General features: G+C 58.9%; 23 protein-coding genes. All 23 read left to right on the forward strand.

The features are described 5' to 3' along the window. The first annotated feature begins 107 nt into the window (after positions 1–107). The 23 genes from rpsL to rpsE all read left to right on the forward strand — a co-directional run bounded on the left by rpsL (position 108) and on the right by rpsE (position 13,729). The gene (gene rpsL / locus QFZ94_RS31655) at positions 108–488 is read left to right on the forward strand and encodes a 30S ribosomal protein S12 (RefSeq protein ID WP_006053290.1); all 381 of its coding nucleotides are present in this window, start codon (positions 108–110) and stop codon (positions 486–488) included. Between the two features lie 181 nt (positions 489–669). Continuing rightward, positions 670–1,140, forward strand: a complete 471-nt coding sequence (gene rpsG, locus QFZ94_RS31660; protein ID WP_006053291.1) for a 30S ribosomal protein S7 — start codon at positions 670–672, stop codon at positions 1,138–1,140. Between the two features lie 133 nt (positions 1,141–1,273). Then, positions 1,274–3,376 carry an elongation factor G gene (fusA, locus tag QFZ94_RS31665; RefSeq protein WP_368587865.1) on the forward strand — a complete coding sequence of 701 codons (2,103 nt, stop codon included), beginning with the start codon at positions 1,274–1,276 and terminating at the stop codon, positions 3,374–3,376. A gap of 48 nt (positions 3,377–3,424) precedes the next feature. Next, complete coding sequence (tuf, locus tag QFZ94_RS31670; RefSeq protein ID WP_013090760.1) at positions 3,425–4,615, forward strand: elongation factor Tu; 1,191 nt, start codon at positions 3,425–3,427, stop codon at positions 4,613–4,615. A gap of 127 nt (positions 4,616–4,742) precedes the next feature. After that, positions 4,743–5,054, forward strand: coding sequence for a 30S ribosomal protein S10 (gene rpsJ, locus QFZ94_RS31675; protein ID WP_006998489.1), 312 nt, complete (start codon positions 4,743–4,745; stop codon positions 5,052–5,054). Positions 5,055–5,253: 199 nt separating this feature from the next. After that, the gene (gene rplC / locus QFZ94_RS31680) at positions 5,254–5,913 is read left to right on the forward strand and encodes a 50S ribosomal protein L3 (RefSeq protein WP_368584403.1); all 660 of its coding nucleotides are present in this window, start codon (positions 5,254–5,256) and stop codon (positions 5,911–5,913) included. Beyond that, positions 5,913–6,533, forward strand: a complete 621-nt coding sequence (gene rplD, locus QFZ94_RS31685) for a 50S ribosomal protein L4 (protein WP_008923346.1) — start codon at positions 5,913–5,915, stop codon at positions 6,531–6,533. Before rplC ends, rplD begins: the two co-directional genes overlap by 1 nt. Then, positions 6,530–6,844 (forward strand): 50S ribosomal protein L23, encoded by a 315-nt coding sequence (gene rplW, locus QFZ94_RS31690; RefSeq protein WP_008923345.1) that lies wholly within the window; start codon positions 6,530–6,532, stop codon positions 6,842–6,844. The genes rplD and rplW overlap by 4 nt, the downstream gene beginning before the upstream one ends. A gap of 2 nt (positions 6,845–6,846) precedes the next feature. Beyond that, positions 6,847–7,674, forward strand: a complete 828-nt coding sequence (gene rplB / locus QFZ94_RS31695) for a 50S ribosomal protein L2 (RefSeq protein WP_008923344.1) — start codon at positions 6,847–6,849, stop codon at positions 7,672–7,674. Positions 7,675–7,684: 10 nt separating this feature from the next. Beyond that, positions 7,685–7,960, forward strand: coding sequence for a 30S ribosomal protein S19 (gene rpsS / locus QFZ94_RS31700; RefSeq protein ID WP_006998484.1), 276 nt, complete (start codon positions 7,685–7,687; stop codon positions 7,958–7,960). A 12-nt stretch (positions 7,961–7,972) separates the two neighbouring features. Beyond that, on the forward strand, positions 7,973–8,302 hold the full coding sequence (gene rplV / locus QFZ94_RS31705) for a 50S ribosomal protein L22 (RefSeq protein ID WP_007730533.1): 330 nt from the start codon (positions 7,973–7,975) through the stop codon (positions 8,300–8,302). 11 nt (positions 8,303–8,313) lie between these two features. After that, positions 8,314–9,120 carry a 30S ribosomal protein S3 gene (gene rpsC, locus QFZ94_RS31710; protein ID WP_008923343.1) on the forward strand — a complete coding sequence of 269 codons (807 nt, stop codon included), beginning with the start codon at positions 8,314–8,316 and terminating at the stop codon, positions 9,118–9,120. Between the two features lie 2 nt (positions 9,121–9,122). Beyond that, the gene (gene rplP / locus QFZ94_RS31715) at positions 9,123–9,539 is read left to right on the forward strand and encodes a 50S ribosomal protein L16 (RefSeq protein WP_008923342.1); all 417 of its coding nucleotides are present in this window, start codon (positions 9,123–9,125) and stop codon (positions 9,537–9,539) included. 10 nt (positions 9,540–9,549) lie between these two features. Further along, entirely contained in the window at positions 9,550–9,744 is a 195-nt protein-coding gene (gene rpmC, locus QFZ94_RS31720; RefSeq protein WP_007180130.1) for a 50S ribosomal protein L29, read from the forward strand. Continuing rightward, positions 9,741–10,013: a 30S ribosomal protein S17 gene (gene rpsQ / locus QFZ94_RS31725; RefSeq protein ID WP_368584396.1), complete on the forward strand. Its 273-nt coding sequence runs from the start codon at positions 9,741–9,743 to the stop codon at positions 10,011–10,013. The genes rpmC and rpsQ overlap by 4 nt, the downstream gene beginning before the upstream one ends. Before the next feature lie 290 nt (positions 10,014–10,303). Further along, positions 10,304–10,672: a 50S ribosomal protein L14 gene (gene rplN / locus QFZ94_RS31730; protein WP_006998478.1), complete on the forward strand. Its 369-nt coding sequence runs from the start codon at positions 10,304–10,306 to the stop codon at positions 10,670–10,672. Between the two features lie 9 nt (positions 10,673–10,681). Beyond that, positions 10,682–10,990: a 50S ribosomal protein L24 gene (gene rplX, locus QFZ94_RS31735; protein WP_008923340.1), complete on the forward strand. Its 309-nt coding sequence runs from the start codon at positions 10,682–10,684 to the stop codon at positions 10,988–10,990. 16 nt (positions 10,991–11,006) lie between these two features. Continuing rightward, a complete protein-coding gene (gene rplE, locus QFZ94_RS31740; RefSeq protein ID WP_008923339.1) occupies positions 11,007–11,546 on the forward strand; it encodes a 50S ribosomal protein L5 in 540 nt (179 codons plus the stop codon). A gap of 7 nt (positions 11,547–11,553) precedes the next feature. Next, positions 11,554–11,859 (forward strand): 30S ribosomal protein S14, encoded by a 306-nt coding sequence (rpsN, locus tag QFZ94_RS31745; protein ID WP_090802162.1) that lies wholly within the window; start codon positions 11,554–11,556, stop codon positions 11,857–11,859. 14 nt (positions 11,860–11,873) lie between these two features. After that, the gene (gene rpsH, locus QFZ94_RS31750) at positions 11,874–12,269 is read left to right on the forward strand and encodes a 30S ribosomal protein S8 (protein WP_006052216.1); all 396 of its coding nucleotides are present in this window, start codon (positions 11,874–11,876) and stop codon (positions 12,267–12,269) included. Positions 12,270–12,287: 18 nt separating this feature from the next. Continuing rightward, entirely contained in the window at positions 12,288–12,818 is a 531-nt protein-coding gene (rplF, locus tag QFZ94_RS31755) for a 50S ribosomal protein L6 (protein WP_368584394.1), read from the forward strand. 12 nt (positions 12,819–12,830) lie between these two features. Beyond that, a complete protein-coding gene (gene rplR / locus QFZ94_RS31760) occupies positions 12,831–13,196 on the forward strand; it encodes a 50S ribosomal protein L18 (protein ID WP_008923336.1) in 366 nt (121 codons plus the stop codon). A gap of 14 nt (positions 13,197–13,210) precedes the next feature. Continuing rightward, positions 13,211–13,729 carry a 30S ribosomal protein S5 gene (rpsE, locus tag QFZ94_RS31765; RefSeq protein ID WP_004197945.1) on the forward strand — a complete coding sequence of 173 codons (519 nt, stop codon included), beginning with the start codon at positions 13,211–13,213 and terminating at the stop codon, positions 13,727–13,729. The last annotated feature ends 5 nt before the right edge of the window (positions 13,730–13,734 follow it).

The raw sequence follows: 13,734 nt of genomic DNA on the forward strand, positions 1-13,734 counted from the left end.
CGGCTTCAGTTCGTGCGTAGGTAGGCCAACCGGAAGTTCGATGCGCAGGCGTTTCCGCTTTGCCCGGAAACAGATGCGTCGATTTTGTTCAATTTCAGGAATAAACAATGCCAACCATCAATCAACTGGTTCGCAAAGGCCGCACGTCGGAAACGACGAAGAGCAAGAGCCCGGCTTTGCAGGACTGCCCCCAGCGTCGCGGCGTGTGCACCCGTGTGTACACCACGACGCCGAAGAAGCCGAACTCGGCACTCCGTAAGGTCGCCAAGGTTCGTCTGACGAATGGCTTCGAAGTCATTTCGTACATCGGTGGTGAAGGCCACAACTTGCAGGAACACTCGGTCGTGCTGATTCGCGGCGGCCGTGTGAAGGACTTGCCGGGTGTGCGTTACCACATGGTTCGTGGCTCGCTGGATACCCAGGGCGTCAAGGACCGTAAGCAGGCTCGCTCGAAGTATGGTGCGAAGCGTGCTAAGGCTGGCAAGTAATTAGTCGGTCAATCGTAGTTTCAGGTCGCCTGCAAAGGCGGTAATAGCGATGGTGCCGGAATCGCCGGTGCTGTCGAGTAAGTGGTCACCCGACCAGGCTGGTTAGTCTTACGGATGAATCGGGTTAGTTGGTGGCCGCGGGGCTGCAAGCAGCTCCAACTGAAAAAGTAAAGGAAGAAACATGCCGCGTCGTCGCGAAGTCCCCAAGCGGGAAGTGTTGCCGGATCCGAAGTTCGGCAACGTTGATGTAGCAAAATTCATGAACGTGCTGATGCTCTCCGGCAAGAAGTCGGTTGCCGAGCGTATCGTGTACGGCGCTTTCGAACAGATTCAGACCAAGGGTGGCAAGGACCCGCTGGAAGTGTTCACGGTGGCGCTCAACAACGTCAAGCCGGTGGTCGAAGTGAAGAGCCGCCGCGTTGGTGGTGCGAACTATCAGGTTCCGGTCGAAGTGCGCCCGTCGCGTCGTATGGCATTGGCGATGCGTTGGCTGCGTGAAGCCGCGAAGAAGCGCAGCGAGAAGTCGATGGCCCTGCGTCTGGCAGGTGAACTCTCCGAAGCGGCCGAAGGCCGTGGCGGCGCGATGAAGAAGCGCGACGAAGTTCACCGGATGGCAGAAGCCAACAAGGCGTTCTCGCACTTCCGTTTCTAAGCTTTCCCGACCCCGGGTTTAGCGGAAAAGCGGAAAGAAATTCCGGGCGGGTGCGCTTCAAAGGCGCCTCGCCCGTTTGTGTTACAGCGCGATGGGCATCTCACGCATCGCGTCATCCCAATAGAGGATCAAAGTGGCTCGCAAGACTCCTATCGAGCGCTACCGTAACATCGGTATTAGCGCTCACATCGACGCCGGCAAAACGACGACGACCGAGCGCATTCTGTTCTACACGGGCGTGAACCACAAGATTGGTGAAGTTCACGACGGCGCTGCCACCATGGACTGGATGGAGCAGGAACAGGAACGCGGCATCACGATTACTTCCGCTGCTACCACGGCATTCTGGAAGGGCATGGCGGGCGACCGCGCCGAACACCGTATCAACATCATCGACACCCCGGGCCACGTCGACTTCACGATCGAAGTCGAGCGCTCGATGCGTGTGCTCGATGGCGCGTGCATGGTGTACTGCGCTGTGGGCGGCGTGCAGCCCCAGTCGGAAACCGTGTGGCGTCAGGCTAACAAGTACAAGGTCCCCCGTCTCGCGTTCATCAACAAGATGGACCGTACCGGCGCGAACTTCTTCAAGGTCTACGACCAGCTCAAGCTGCGTCTTAAGGCGAACCCCGTTCCGGTCGTCGTGCCTATTGGCGCGGAAGAGAACTTCACGGGCGTCGTCGATCTGTTGAAGATGAAGGCGATCATTTGGGACGACGCGTCCCAAGGCACCAAGTTCTCGTACGAAGACATCCCGGCAGAACTCGTCGACACGTGCAACGAATGGCGTGAAAAGATGGTCGAGGCTGCGGCTGAGGCGAACGAAGACATGATGAACAAGTACCTCGAGTCAGGTGAGCTGACCGAAGAGGAAATCATCAAAGGTCTGCGCGACCGTACGATCGCTTGTGAAATCCAGCCGATGCTGTGCGGCACCGCGTTCAAGAACAAGGGTGTGCAGCGCATGCTGGACGCCGTGCTCGACTTCCTGCCGTCGCCGATCGACATTCCGCCGGTTACCGGCGAACTGGAAAACGGTGAAAAGGCTGAGCGCCGCGCGGCCGACGACGAAAAGTTCTCGGCACTGGCATTCAAGATCATGACCGACCCGTTCGTCGGCCAGCTGATCTTCTTCCGTGTGTACTCGGGCGTCGTCAATTCGGGCGACACGGTGCTGAACGCGACCAAAGACAAGAAGGAACGTCTGGGTCGTATTCTGCAGATGCACGCGAACCAGCGCGAAGAAATCAAGGAAGTGCGCGCTGGCGACATCGCTGCTGCGGTCGGCCTGAAAGAGGCGACCACGGGCGACACGCTGTGCGATCCGCAGAACCCGATCGTGCTCGAACGCATGATTTTCCCGGAGCCGGTGATTTCGCAGGCTGTCGAGCCGAAGACCAAGGCTGACCAGGAAAAGATGGGTCTGGCACTGAACCGCCTGGCTCAGGAAGATCCGTCGTTCCGCGTTCAGACGGACGAAGAATCGGGTCAAACGATCATTTCGGGTATGGGCGAACTGCACCTCGAAATTCTGGTCGACCGGATGAAGCGTGAATTCGGCGTGGAAGCGACCGTCGGCAAGCCGCAGGTGGCTTACCGCGAAACGATCCGCAGCACGGCGGCTGACGTTGACGGCAAGTTCGTCAAGCAGTCGGGCGGCCGCGGTCAGTACGGTCACGCAGTCATCACGCTCGAGCCGAACGAACAAGGCAAGGGTTACGAATTCCTCGACGAGATCAAGGGCGGCGTGATTCCGCGCGAATACATTCCGGCAGTCGACAAGGGTATCCAGGAAACGCTGAAGGCTGGCGTGCTGGCAGGCTTCCCGGTCGTTGACGTTAAGGTTCACCTGACGTTCGGTTCGTATCACGACGTTGACTCGAACGAAAATGCGTTCCGCATGGCCGGTTCGATGGCGTTCAAGGAAGCAATGCGTAAGGCAAGCCCGGTCATCCTCGAACCGATGATGGCTGTAGAAGTCGAAACGCCGGAAGATTACATGGGCAACGTGATGGGCGACCTGTCGGGCCGTCGCGGTATCGTTCAGGGCATGGAAGACATGGTTGGTGGCGGCAAGATCGTTCGCGCCGAAGTGCCGCTGTCGGAAATGTTCGGCTACTCGACGTCGCTGCGTTCGCTGACGCAGGGTCGTGCAACGTACACGATGGAGTTCAAGCACTACGCTGAAGCTCCGCGTAACGTGTCGGAAGCGATCATCAACGCGAAGTCGAAGTAATCGCGCGGCAAAGTCATTCAACGATTAACTTACTGAAAGAAGAGAAACATGGCTAAAGGTAAATTCGAACGGACCAAGCCGCACGTGAACGTGGGCACGATCGGTCACGTTGACCACGGCAAGACCACGCTGACGGCAGCGATCACGACGGTTCTGACGCAGAAGTTTGGCGGCGAGGCGAAGGCCTACGACCAGATCGACGCGGCGCCGGAAGAAAAGGCACGTGGCATTACCATCAATACCGCGCACGTCGAGTACGAAACGGCTAACCGCCACTACGCACACGTCGACTGCCCGGGCCACGCTGACTACGTGAAGAACATGATCACGGGCGCGGCACAGATGGACGGCGCGATCCTGGTGTGCTCGGCTGCTGACGGCCCGATGCCGCAAACGCGTGAGCACATCCTGCTGGCGCGTCAGGTTGGCGTTCCGTACATCATCGTGTTCCTGAACAAGTGCGACATGGTGGACGACGCCGAGCTGCTGGAGCTCGTCGAGATGGAAGTGCGCGAACTTCTGTCGAAGTACGACTTCCCGGGCGACGACACGCCGATCATCAAGGGTTCGGCCAAGCTGGCGCTGGAAGGCGACAAGGGCGAGCTGGGCGAAGTGGCGATCATGAACCTGGCCGACGCGCTGGACACGTACATCCCGACGCCGGAGCGCGCGGTTGACGGTTCGTTCCTGATGCCGGTGGAAGACGTGTTCTCGATCTCGGGTCGTGGCACGGTGGTGACGGGCCGCGTCGAGCGTGGCGTGATCAAGGTCGGCGAGGAAATCGAGATCGTCGGTATCCGGGCAACGGCCAAGACGACCTGCACGGGCGTGGAAATGTTCCGCAAGCTGCTCGACCAGGGTCAGGCCGGCGACAACGTTGGTATCCTGCTGCGCGGCACGAAGCGTGAAGACGTGGAGCGTGGTCAGGTTCTGGCCAAGCCGGGTTCGATCAACCCGCACACCCACTTCACGGCTGAAGTGTACGTGCTCAGCAAGGACGAAGGCGGCCGCCACACGCCGTTCTTCAACAACTACCGTCCGCAGTTCTACTTCCGTACGACCGACGTGACGGGCTCGATCGAGCTGCCGAAGGACAAGGAAATGGTGATGCCGGGCGACAACGTGTCGATCACGGTGAAGCTGATCAACCCGATCGCGATGGAAGAAGGTCTCCGCTTCGCAATCCGCGAAGGTGGCCGTACGGTCGGCGCTGGTGTCGTCGCAAAGATCATCGAGTAAAATCGTAGAGTGCTGTAGCAGTATCTAGCGCCCGGGCTCGGGCGCTCGCTCTCCGCCAGCGCCCGAGCCTACGTTCTTTTTCTATTCGGCGGTGCAATACCGCCTCGCTCTTTCTAAGGAATTTGTCATGCAGAACCAGAAAATCCGCATTCGCCTGAAGGCTTTCGACTATCGCCTGATCGATCAATCGGCAGCTGAAATCGTCGACACGGCAAAGCGGACTGGCGCAATCGTTCGTGGCCCGGTGCCCCTGCCGACCCGCATTCAACGCTTCGACATCCTGCGTTCGCCGCACGTCAACAAGACGTCGCGCGATCAGCTCGAAATCCGCACGCACCAGCGTCTGATGGACATCGTCGACCCAACGGACAAGACCGTTGACGCGCTCATGAAGCTTGATCTGCCGGCTGGCGTGGACGTTGAAATCAAGCTGCAATAAGGCCTCAGCCGTTGTCCGGCGATCCGGACACCGCTAAGTCTTTGATTGCTTGCGGAAAACGAAAAGGCTCGCTATACTAGTGAGCTTTTCGCGCATTTGCGTAAAAAGTCGGCGTGCCGCAGCATGGTCTCATGTCCGAAACGGCGCCGACATTTTGTAAATTAGCCCCGACCAATCGCAGTCGGGAATGGAGAAAACGATGAGCCTTGGACTCGTAGGTCGCAAGGTTGGCATGACCCGTATCTTCACGGCTGAAGGGGATTCGATTCCCGTCACCGTGCTGGACGTGTCCGACAACCGCGTGACGCAGATCAAGACTGTTGAAACCGACGGCTACACCGCCGTGCAGGTTGCCTTCGGTACGCGCCGTGCATCGCGCGTGACGAAGCCGTTGGCAGGTCATCTCGCCAAAGCTGGCGTTCAAGCCGGCGAAATCCTCAAAGAATTCCAGGTCGATGCCGCTAAGGCTGCCGAACTGTCGAACGGCACTGTGGTTGGTCCCGAGTTGTTCGAAGTGGGCCAGAAGGTCGACGTGCAAGGTGTGTCGATCGGTAAGGGCTACGCCGGTACCATCAAGCGTTACAACTTCTCGTCTGGCCGTGCATCGCACGGTAACTCGCGCTCGCACAACGTGCCGGGCTCGATCGGTATGGCGCAGGATCCGGGTCGTGTTTTCCCGGGTAAGCGCATGACCGGTCATATGGGTGATGAGAAGGTAACGGTGCAAAACCTCGAAATCGCTCGTATCGACGCTGACCGCAAGCTGCTGCTGGTCAAGGGCGCCGTTCCGGGTGCGAAGGGTGGCAAGGTATTCGTTACGCCGGCCGTGAAGACGCGTGCCGTGAAAGGAGCGAAATAATGGAACTTAAGCTCCTGAATGCCAATGGTCAGGAAGGTGCGGGCGTTAGCGCGTCGGACGTCGTGTTCGGCCGCGATTACAACGAAGCCCTGATTCACCAGGTGGTGGTTGCGTACCAGGCGAATGCACGTAGCGGCAATCGCGCGCAGAAGGATCGTGAGCAGGTCAAGCACACGACCAAGAAGCCGTGGCGCCAGAAGGGTACGGGCCGGGCTCGTGCCGGTATGTCGTCGAGCCCGCTGTGGCGCGGCGGTGGCCGTATCTTCCCGAATTCGCCGGAAGAAAACTTTTCGCACAAGGTCAACAAGAAGATGCATCGCGCAGGTCTCTGCTCGATCTTCTCGCAGCTGGCCCGCGAAGGCCGCATTTCGGTGGTCGACGAGCTGACGCTCGAAGCGCCGAAGACGAAGCTGCTGGCCGAAAAATTCAAGGCGATGGGTCTCGACTCCGTGCTGGTGATTACCGACACGGTTGACGAAAACCTGTACCTCGCGTCGCGCAACCTCGCCCACGTGGCGGTTGTCGAGCCGCGTTACGCCGACCCGCTGTCGCTGATCTACTTCAAGAAGGTCCTGATCACGAAGGCTGCGGTCGCCCAGATCGAGGAGTTGCTGTCATGAGCGAGATTCGCAAGAACGATCATCGTTTGATGCAGGTCCTGCTCGCGCCGGTGGTCTCCGAAAAGGCGACGCTGGTTGCCGACAAGAACGAGCAGGTAGTGTTCGAAGTCGCGCCGGATGCCACGAAGCAGGAAGTGAAAGCTGCAGTCGAGCTGCTGTTCAAGGTGGAAGTTGATTCCGTCAATGTGCTGGTCGCGAAGGGCAAAGCCAAGCGCTTTGGTCGCTTCATGGGCAAGCGCAAGGACGTGAAGAAGGCGTATGTCTGCCTGAAGCCCGGCCAGGAAATCAACTTTGAAGCGGAGGCCAAGTAATCATGGCAATCGTGAAAGTTAAGCCGACTTCGCCGGGCCGCCGCGCGATGGTCAAGGTGGTCAACAAAGAACTGCACAAGGGCAAGCCGTTTGCGGCACTGCTCGACACGCAGTCGTCGACTGCCGGCCGTAACAACAACGGGCACATCACCACGCGTCACAAGGGTGGTGGTCACAAGCATCACTATCGTGTCGTCGACTTCCGTCGCACGAAGGATGGTATTCCGGCAAAGGTCGAGCGTCTTGAGTACGACCCGAACCGTAGCGCGAACATCGCGCTGGTTCTGTACGCGGACGGCGAGCGCCGCTACATCATCGCTCCGAAGGGTGTCACCGTCGGTCAGCAACTGATGTCGGGTTCGGAAGCACCGATCCGCGCAGGTAACACGCTGCCGATCCGCAACATTCCGGTCGGTACGACCATTCACTGCATCGAAATGCTGCCGGGCAAGGGCGCGCAAATGGCGCGTTCGGCTGGCACGTCGGCGATGCTGCTGGCTCGCGAAGGCGTCTACGCGCAGGTTCGTCTGCGTTCGGGCGAAATCCGCCGCGTGCACGTTGAATGCCGCGCGACGATCGGTGAAGTGGGCAACGAAGAGCACAGCCTCCGTCAAATCGGTAAGGCTGGCGCGAACCGCTGGCGCGGCATCCGCCCGACCGTGCGTGGCGTTGCAATGAACCCGGTCGACCACCCGCACGGTGGTGGCGAAGGCAAGACTGCGGCAGGCCGCGATCCGGTGAGCCCGTGGGGCACGCCGACGAAGGGCTATCGCACCCGCAGCAACAAGCGCACGACGAGCATGATCGTCCAGCGCCGTCACAAGCGTTAAGGAGTAGGCAATGGCACGTTCTATTAAGAAAGGTCCGTTCTGCGACGCCCATTTGCTGAAGAAGGTTGAGGCGGCTGCAGCATCGCGTGACAAGAAACCGATCAAGACTTGGTCGCGTCGCTCGACGATCCTGCCGGACTTCATCGGCCTGACGATCGCCGTGCACAACGGCCGTCAACACGTTCCGGTGTATGTCACGGAAAACATGGTCGGCCACAAGCTTGGCGAGTTCGCACTGACCCGTACGTTCAAGGGTCACGCGGCCGACAAGAAGGCCAAGAAATAAGGGGCAATCAAGATGGAAGTGAAAGCAATTCATCGCGGTGCCCGCATCTCGGCGCAAAAAACGCGCCTTGTGGCTGACCAGATCCGCGGTTTGCCGGTCGACAAGGCGCTGAACGTTCTGACGTTCTCGCCGAAGAAGGCTGCGGGAATCGTGAAAAAGGTCGTGCTGTCGGCGATCGCGAATGCGGAGCACAACGAAGGCGCCGATATCGACGAGCTCAAGATCACGAGCATCTACGTCGACAAGGCAGCGTCGCTGAAGCGTTTTACCGCGCGCGCCAAGGGCCGTGGTAACCGCATCGAGAAGCAATCCTGTCACATCACTGTGACGGTCGGGAATTAAGGGGTCATACGATGGGACAGAAAATTCATCCGACTGGCTTCCGTTTGGCCGTCAGCCGCAATTGGGCTTCGCGTTGGTACGCGAACAACAACAATTTCGCGGCGATGTTGCAGGAAGACATCGGTGTTCGTGAATACCTGAAGAAGAAGCTGAAGAACGCGTCCGTCGGCCGCGTTGTGATCGAGCGTCCCGCAAAGAACGCGCGTATCACGATTTTCAGCTCGCGTCCGGGTGTCGTGATCGGTAAGAAGGGTGAAGACATCGAACTGCTGAAGTCCGAGCTGCAAAAGCGCATGGGCGTTCCGGTTCACGTCAACATTGAAGAAATTCGCAAGCCGGAAACCGACGCGCAACTGATCGCTGATTCGATCACGCAGCAGCTCGAGCGCCGGATCATGTTCCGTCGCGCGATGAAGCGTGCGATGCAGAACGCGATGCGTCTGGGTGCTCAAGGCATCAAGATCATGAGCGCAGGCCGTCTGAACGGTATCGAAATCGCTCGCACGGAATGGTATCGCGAAGGTCGCGTGCCGCTTCACACGCTGCGTGCAGATATCGACTACGCAACGTCGGAAGCAAAGACGACGTACGGCATCATCGGCGTGAAGGTGTGGGTCTATAAGGGCGATACGCTCGGCCGCAATGACGCACCGGTGGTCGAAGAAGTCGCTGAAGAAAAGCGTCCGCGCCGCAACGCACGTCCGGGTGGCGATCGCCGTCCGCGTCGTGATGGTGAAGGTGGTGGCCCGGCAGGTGCACGCCGTGGCGCTCCTCGTCGTACTGGCGGTGCCGGCGGCGACGGGAAGACTGGAGAATAACGATGCTGCAACCGAAACGCAGAAAGTATCGCAAAGAGCAGAAAGGTCGTAACACCGGCGTTGCTACCCGCGGCAACGCGGTGTCGTTCGGTGAGTTCGGCCTGAAGGCTGTCGGTCGCGGCCGTCTGACCGCGCGCCAGATTGAAGCGGCGCGTCGTGCAATGACGCGTCACATCAAGCGCGGTGGCCGCATCTGGATCCGGATCTTCCCGGACAAGCCGATCTCGACCAAGCCGGCGGAAGTGCGTATGGGTAACGGTAAGGGTAACCCGGAATACTACGTCGCTGAGATTCAACCGGGCAAGATGCTGTACGAAATGGACGGCGTAACCGAAGAACTGGCGCGCGAAGCGTTCCGTCTGGCTGCAGCCAAGCTGCCGCTGAAGACGACGTTTATCGTACGTCAGCTCGGCGCCTAAGGAGCAAATGATGAAGGCTTCCGAACTTCACCAGAAAGATCAGGCCGCGCTCAACAAGGAGCTGTCGGACCTGTTGAAGGCGCAATTCGGCCTGCGCATGCAACTCGCGACCCAGCAGCTCACGAACACGAGCCAACTGAAGAAGGTTCGTCGCGACATCGCACGTGTGCGGACCGTCCTGACTGAGAAGGCGAACCAGAAATGAACGATAGCGTAAAAACCTCGCTCAAGCGGACGCTGGTCGGCAAGGTCGTCAGCAACAAGATGGACAAGACGGTTACCGTGCTGGTCGAGCACCGCGTGAAGCACCCGATCTATGGCAAGTACGTCGTGCGTTCGAAGAAGTACCACGCGCATGACGATGCGAACTCGTACAACGAGGGTGACCTCGTTGAAATCCAGGAAACTCGTCCGATTTCGAAGACGAAGGCTTGGGTTGTGGCTCGCCTGGTCGAGGCTGCTCGCGTCATCTAATGTCGCAAAGCTGTAGAAGTAGTTGAAATCGCAGTAAGTTTCGCTTGCAAGACCGGGATTATTTGATATAATCTCGGTCTTCCCTCTTTATGGGAGCCCCGTCGCGGGCGAAGTTGGTGGGGGAAGCGGTCCGGGCGCCAGCCTGTGCCGAAGGATTCACCGGATTGCGATGGCGGGTTTCGTTTGCCGTCGCTGCTGTTCTAACCCAAGCAGCCGATCGGCTGACGGGACCAAGACTGACCGGGAAGCACCATGGTGGTGTGACCGGATTAAGTTGGGAAAGATAAACCATGATCCAGACCGAAACTCGGCTTGAAGTGGCCGACAACACGGGTGCACGTGAAGTCATGTGCATCAAGGTGCTCGGCGGCTCGAAGCGTCGTTATGCCAGCATTGGCGACATCATCAAGGTGACTGTCAAAGAGGCAACGCCGCGCGGGCGCGTGAAGAAAGGCGAAATCTACAACGCCGTGGTGGTTCGCACCGCCAAGGGCGTGCGCCGTCAGGACGGCTCGCTGATCAAGTTCGACGGCAATGCAGCTGTGTTGCTCAACACCAAGCTCGAACCGATCGGCACCCGTATTTTCGGGCCAGTCACGCGCGAGTTGCGTAGCGAACGATTCATGAAGATCGTTTCGCTGGCGCCTGAAGTGCTGTAAGGAGTCGCGATGAACAAGATTCGCAAGGGTGACGAAGTTATCGTCATCACCGGCAAAGATAAGGGCAAGCGTGGCGTTGTGCTGGCCGTTCACGGCGAGACCGTGACCGTCGAGGGCATCAATCTCGTCAAGAAGCACGTCAAGCCGAACCCGATGAAGGGTACGACGGGCGGCGTGGAAGCCAAGACGATGCCGCTGCAAATTTCGAACGTCGCATTGGTCGACGCGAATGGCAAGCCATCGCGTGTAGGCATCAAGGTCGAAGGAGACAAGAAAGTCCGTTTCCTGAAGACGACCGGTGCCGTGCTGAGCGCCTGACGCTGCGGAGTAAAAAATGGCTCGTTTGCAAGAGTTTTACAAAGAAAAGGTTGTACCCGGCCTCATCGAGAAGTTCGGTTACAAGTCCGTGATGGAAGTGCCTCGCATCACCAAGATCACCCTCAACATGGGTCTTGGCGAAGCCGTCGCCGATAAGAAGATCATCGAAAACGCCGTTGGCGATCTGACGAAGATCGCAGGCCAGAAGCCGGTGATCACGAAGGCACGCAAGGCAATTGCTGGCTTCAAGATCCGTCAGGGCTATCCGATCGGCGCCATGGTCACGCTGCGTGGTCAGGCAATGTACGAATTCCTCGACCGTTTCGTGACGGTTGCGCTCCCCCGTGTGCGCGACTTCCGTGGCGTGTCGGGTAAGGCGTTCGATGGTCGCGGCAACTACAACATCGGTGTGAAAGAGCAGATCATTTTCCCCGAAATCGATTACGACAAGATCGACGCACTGCGTGGGCTGAACATCAGCATCACGACGACTGCGAAGACTGACGACGAAGCAAAGGCTCTGCTCGCCAGCTTCAAGTTCCCGTTCAGAAACTGAGGTTACCGTGGCTAAACTGGCACTGATCGAACGTGAAAAGAAGCGTGCTCGCCTCGCCGCCAAGTACGCTCCCAAGCGTGCTGCACTGAAGGCAATCATTGGCGACACGAGCAAGTCGGAAGAAGAGCATTACGCAGCACGTCTGGAACTGCAGCAACTGCCGCGCAACTCTAACCCGACCCGTAAGCGCAACCGTTGCGCAATTACCGGTCGTCCGCGCGGCACGTTCCGTAAATTCGGCCTGGCGCGTAACAAGATTCGTGAAATCGCGTTCCGCGGCGAGATCCCTGGCCTGACCAAGGCGAGCTGGTAATAGGAGAAACATAAATGAGCATGAGTGATCCTATCGCCGATATGCTGACTCGCATCCGCAATGCGCAGATGGTCGAGAAGGTTTCGGTGACTATGCCCTCGTCGAAAGTCAAGGTTGCGATTGCGCAGGTCCTGAAGGACGAAGGTTATATCGACGATTTCGCAGTGAAGTCCGAAGGTGCGAAGTCGGAATTGAACATCGTGTTGAAGTATTACGCTGGCCGCCCGGTCATCGAGCGCATCGAACGCGTCTCGAAGCCTGGTCTGCGTGTGTACCGCGGCCGTAACGACATCCCCGTGGTCATGAATGGCCTGGGCGTGGCAATCGTATCGACGCCCAAGGGCGTGATGACGGACCGCAAGGCACGTGCAACGGGCGTTGGCGGCGAAGTCATCTGCTACGTCGCTTAAGGCCGAAAGGAGAGAAACATGTCTCGAGTAGGTAAGAGCCCGATCGCGCTGCAAGGCGCGGAAGTGGCCCTGAGCGCCGACAGCATCACTGTCAAGGGTCCGCTGGGTACGATTTCGCAGGCTGCCAACAGTCTCGTGAAAGTGGTGAACGACAACGGCACGCTGAAGTTCGAGCCGGTCGACGAAAGCCGCGAAGCGAATGCGATGTCGGGCACGATGCGCGCACTGGTTGCGAACATGGTGTACGGCGTGACGAAGGGTTTCGAGCGCAAGCTGACGCTGGTTGGCGTCGGTTATCGCGCACAGGCGCAAGGCGACAAGCTGAACTTGTCGCTGGGTTTCTCGCACCCGGTGGTGCACCAGATGCCGACTGGCGTCAAGGCAGAAACCCCGTCGCAAACCGAAATCGTGATCAAGGGGATCAACAAGCAACAAGTCGGTCAAGTCGCTGCAGAAGTGCGCGGCTACCGTCCGCCGGAGCCTTATAAGGGCAAGGGCGTGCGTTACGCCGATGAGGTTGTGATCCTCAAAGAAACGAAGAAGAAGTAAGGGTGCGCAATCATGGATAAGACTCAATCTCGCCTGCGCCGCGCTCGTCAGACGCGTATCAAGATCGCTGAGCTGCAGGTCGCGCGTCTCGCCGTGCATCGCACGAACACGCACATCTATGCGCAAGTGTTCTCGCCGTGCGGCACCAAGGTGCTCGCCAGCGCGTCGACGCTCGAAGCCGAAGTGCGTGCGCAACTGGCCGATCAATCGGGCAAGGGCGGCAACGTTGCTGCTGCAACCCTGATCGGCAAGCGCATTGCAGAAAAGGCTAAGGCTGCCGGCATCGAATCCGTCGCCTTCGACCGTTCGGGTTTCCGTTACCACGGCCGCGTGAAAGCGCTGGCTGATGCGGCGCGCGAAGCCGGACTCAAGTTCTAAGGGAAGAATTCGTCATGGCAAAGATGCAAGCTAAAGTTCAGGCTGACGAACGCGACGACGGCCTTCGTGAAAAGATGATTTCGGTCAACCGCGTGACCAAGGTCGTGAAGGGTGGCCGTATTCTCGGCTTCGCTGCACTGACCGTGGTTGGCGACGGTGATGGCCGCGTCGGTATGGGCAAGGGCAAGGCGAAGGAAGTGCCGGTCGCTGTCCAGAAGGCGATGGAACAGGCTCGCCGCAACATGTTCAAGGTGCCGCTGAAGAACGGTACCCTGCAACACGAAGTGCATGGTAAGCACGGCGCATCCACGGTTCTCCTCGCTCCGGCGAAGGACGGTACCGGCGTGATCGCTGGCGGTCCGATGCGCGCAGTGTTCGACGTGATGGGCGTGCAGAACGTCGTGGCCAAGAGCCACGGTTCGACGAACCCGTATAACCTCGTTCGTGCGACGCTCGACGGCCTGCGCAAGCAGTCCACGCCGGCCGACATCGCTGCGAAGCGCGGCAAGTCCGTCGAAGAAATTCTGGGCTAAAGGTG

Origin of the sequence: Paraburkholderia sp. JPY465 (assembly GCF_050436725.1) — a bacterium.
Lineage (GTDB): Bacteria > Pseudomonadota > Gammaproteobacteria > Burkholderiales > Burkholderiaceae > Paraburkholderia > Paraburkholderia youngii.

What these genes read in the sequence shown, in the direction of transcription:
- rpsL (WP_006053290.1), top strand. Translation starts at nt 108, where the DNA reads ATGCCAACCATCAATCAACTGGTTCGCAAAGGCCGCACGTCGGAAACG.
- rpsG (WP_006053291.1), top strand. Translation starts at nt 670, where the DNA reads ATGCCGCGTCGTCGCGAAGTCCCCAAGCGGGAAGTGTTGCCGGATCCG.
- tuf (WP_013090760.1), top strand. Translation starts at nt 3,425, where the DNA reads ATGGCTAAAGGTAAATTCGAACGGACCAAGCCGCACGTGAACGTGGGC.
- rpsJ (WP_006998489.1), top strand. Translation starts at nt 4,743, where the DNA reads ATGCAGAACCAGAAAATCCGCATTCGCCTGAAGGCTTTCGACTATCGC.
- rplC (WP_368584403.1), top strand. Translation starts at nt 5,254, where the DNA reads ATGAGCCTTGGACTCGTAGGTCGCAAGGTTGGCATGACCCGTATCTTC.
- rplD (WP_008923346.1), top strand. Translation starts at nt 5,913, where the DNA reads ATGGAACTTAAGCTCCTGAATGCCAATGGTCAGGAAGGTGCGGGCGTT.
- rplW (WP_008923345.1), top strand. Translation starts at nt 6,530, where the DNA reads ATGAGCGAGATTCGCAAGAACGATCATCGTTTGATGCAGGTCCTGCTC.
- rplB (WP_008923344.1), top strand. Translation starts at nt 6,847, where the DNA reads ATGGCAATCGTGAAAGTTAAGCCGACTTCGCCGGGCCGCCGCGCGATG.
- rpsS (WP_006998484.1), top strand. Translation starts at nt 7,685, where the DNA reads ATGGCACGTTCTATTAAGAAAGGTCCGTTCTGCGACGCCCATTTGCTG.
- rplV (WP_007730533.1), top strand. Translation starts at nt 7,973, where the DNA reads ATGGAAGTGAAAGCAATTCATCGCGGTGCCCGCATCTCGGCGCAAAAA.
- rpsC (WP_008923343.1), top strand. Translation starts at nt 8,314, where the DNA reads ATGGGACAGAAAATTCATCCGACTGGCTTCCGTTTGGCCGTCAGCCGC.
- rplP (WP_008923342.1), top strand. Translation starts at nt 9,123, where the DNA reads ATGCTGCAACCGAAACGCAGAAAGTATCGCAAAGAGCAGAAAGGTCGT.
- rpmC (WP_007180130.1), top strand. Translation starts at nt 9,550, where the DNA reads ATGAAGGCTTCCGAACTTCACCAGAAAGATCAGGCCGCGCTCAACAAG.
- rpsQ (WP_368584396.1), top strand. Translation starts at nt 9,741, where the DNA reads ATGAACGATAGCGTAAAAACCTCGCTCAAGCGGACGCTGGTCGGCAAG.
- rplN (WP_006998478.1), top strand. Translation starts at nt 10,304, where the DNA reads ATGATCCAGACCGAAACTCGGCTTGAAGTGGCCGACAACACGGGTGCA.
- rplX (WP_008923340.1), top strand. Translation starts at nt 10,682, where the DNA reads ATGAACAAGATTCGCAAGGGTGACGAAGTTATCGTCATCACCGGCAAA.
- rplE (WP_008923339.1), top strand. Translation starts at nt 11,007, where the DNA reads ATGGCTCGTTTGCAAGAGTTTTACAAAGAAAAGGTTGTACCCGGCCTC.
- rpsH (WP_006052216.1), top strand. Translation starts at nt 11,874, where the DNA reads ATGAGCATGAGTGATCCTATCGCCGATATGCTGACTCGCATCCGCAAT.
- rplF (WP_368584394.1), top strand. Translation starts at nt 12,288, where the DNA reads ATGTCTCGAGTAGGTAAGAGCCCGATCGCGCTGCAAGGCGCGGAAGTG.
- rplR (WP_008923336.1), top strand. Translation starts at nt 12,831, where the DNA reads ATGGATAAGACTCAATCTCGCCTGCGCCGCGCTCGTCAGACGCGTATC.
- rpsE (WP_004197945.1), top strand. Translation starts at nt 13,211, where the DNA reads ATGGCAAAGATGCAAGCTAAAGTTCAGGCTGACGAACGCGACGACGGC.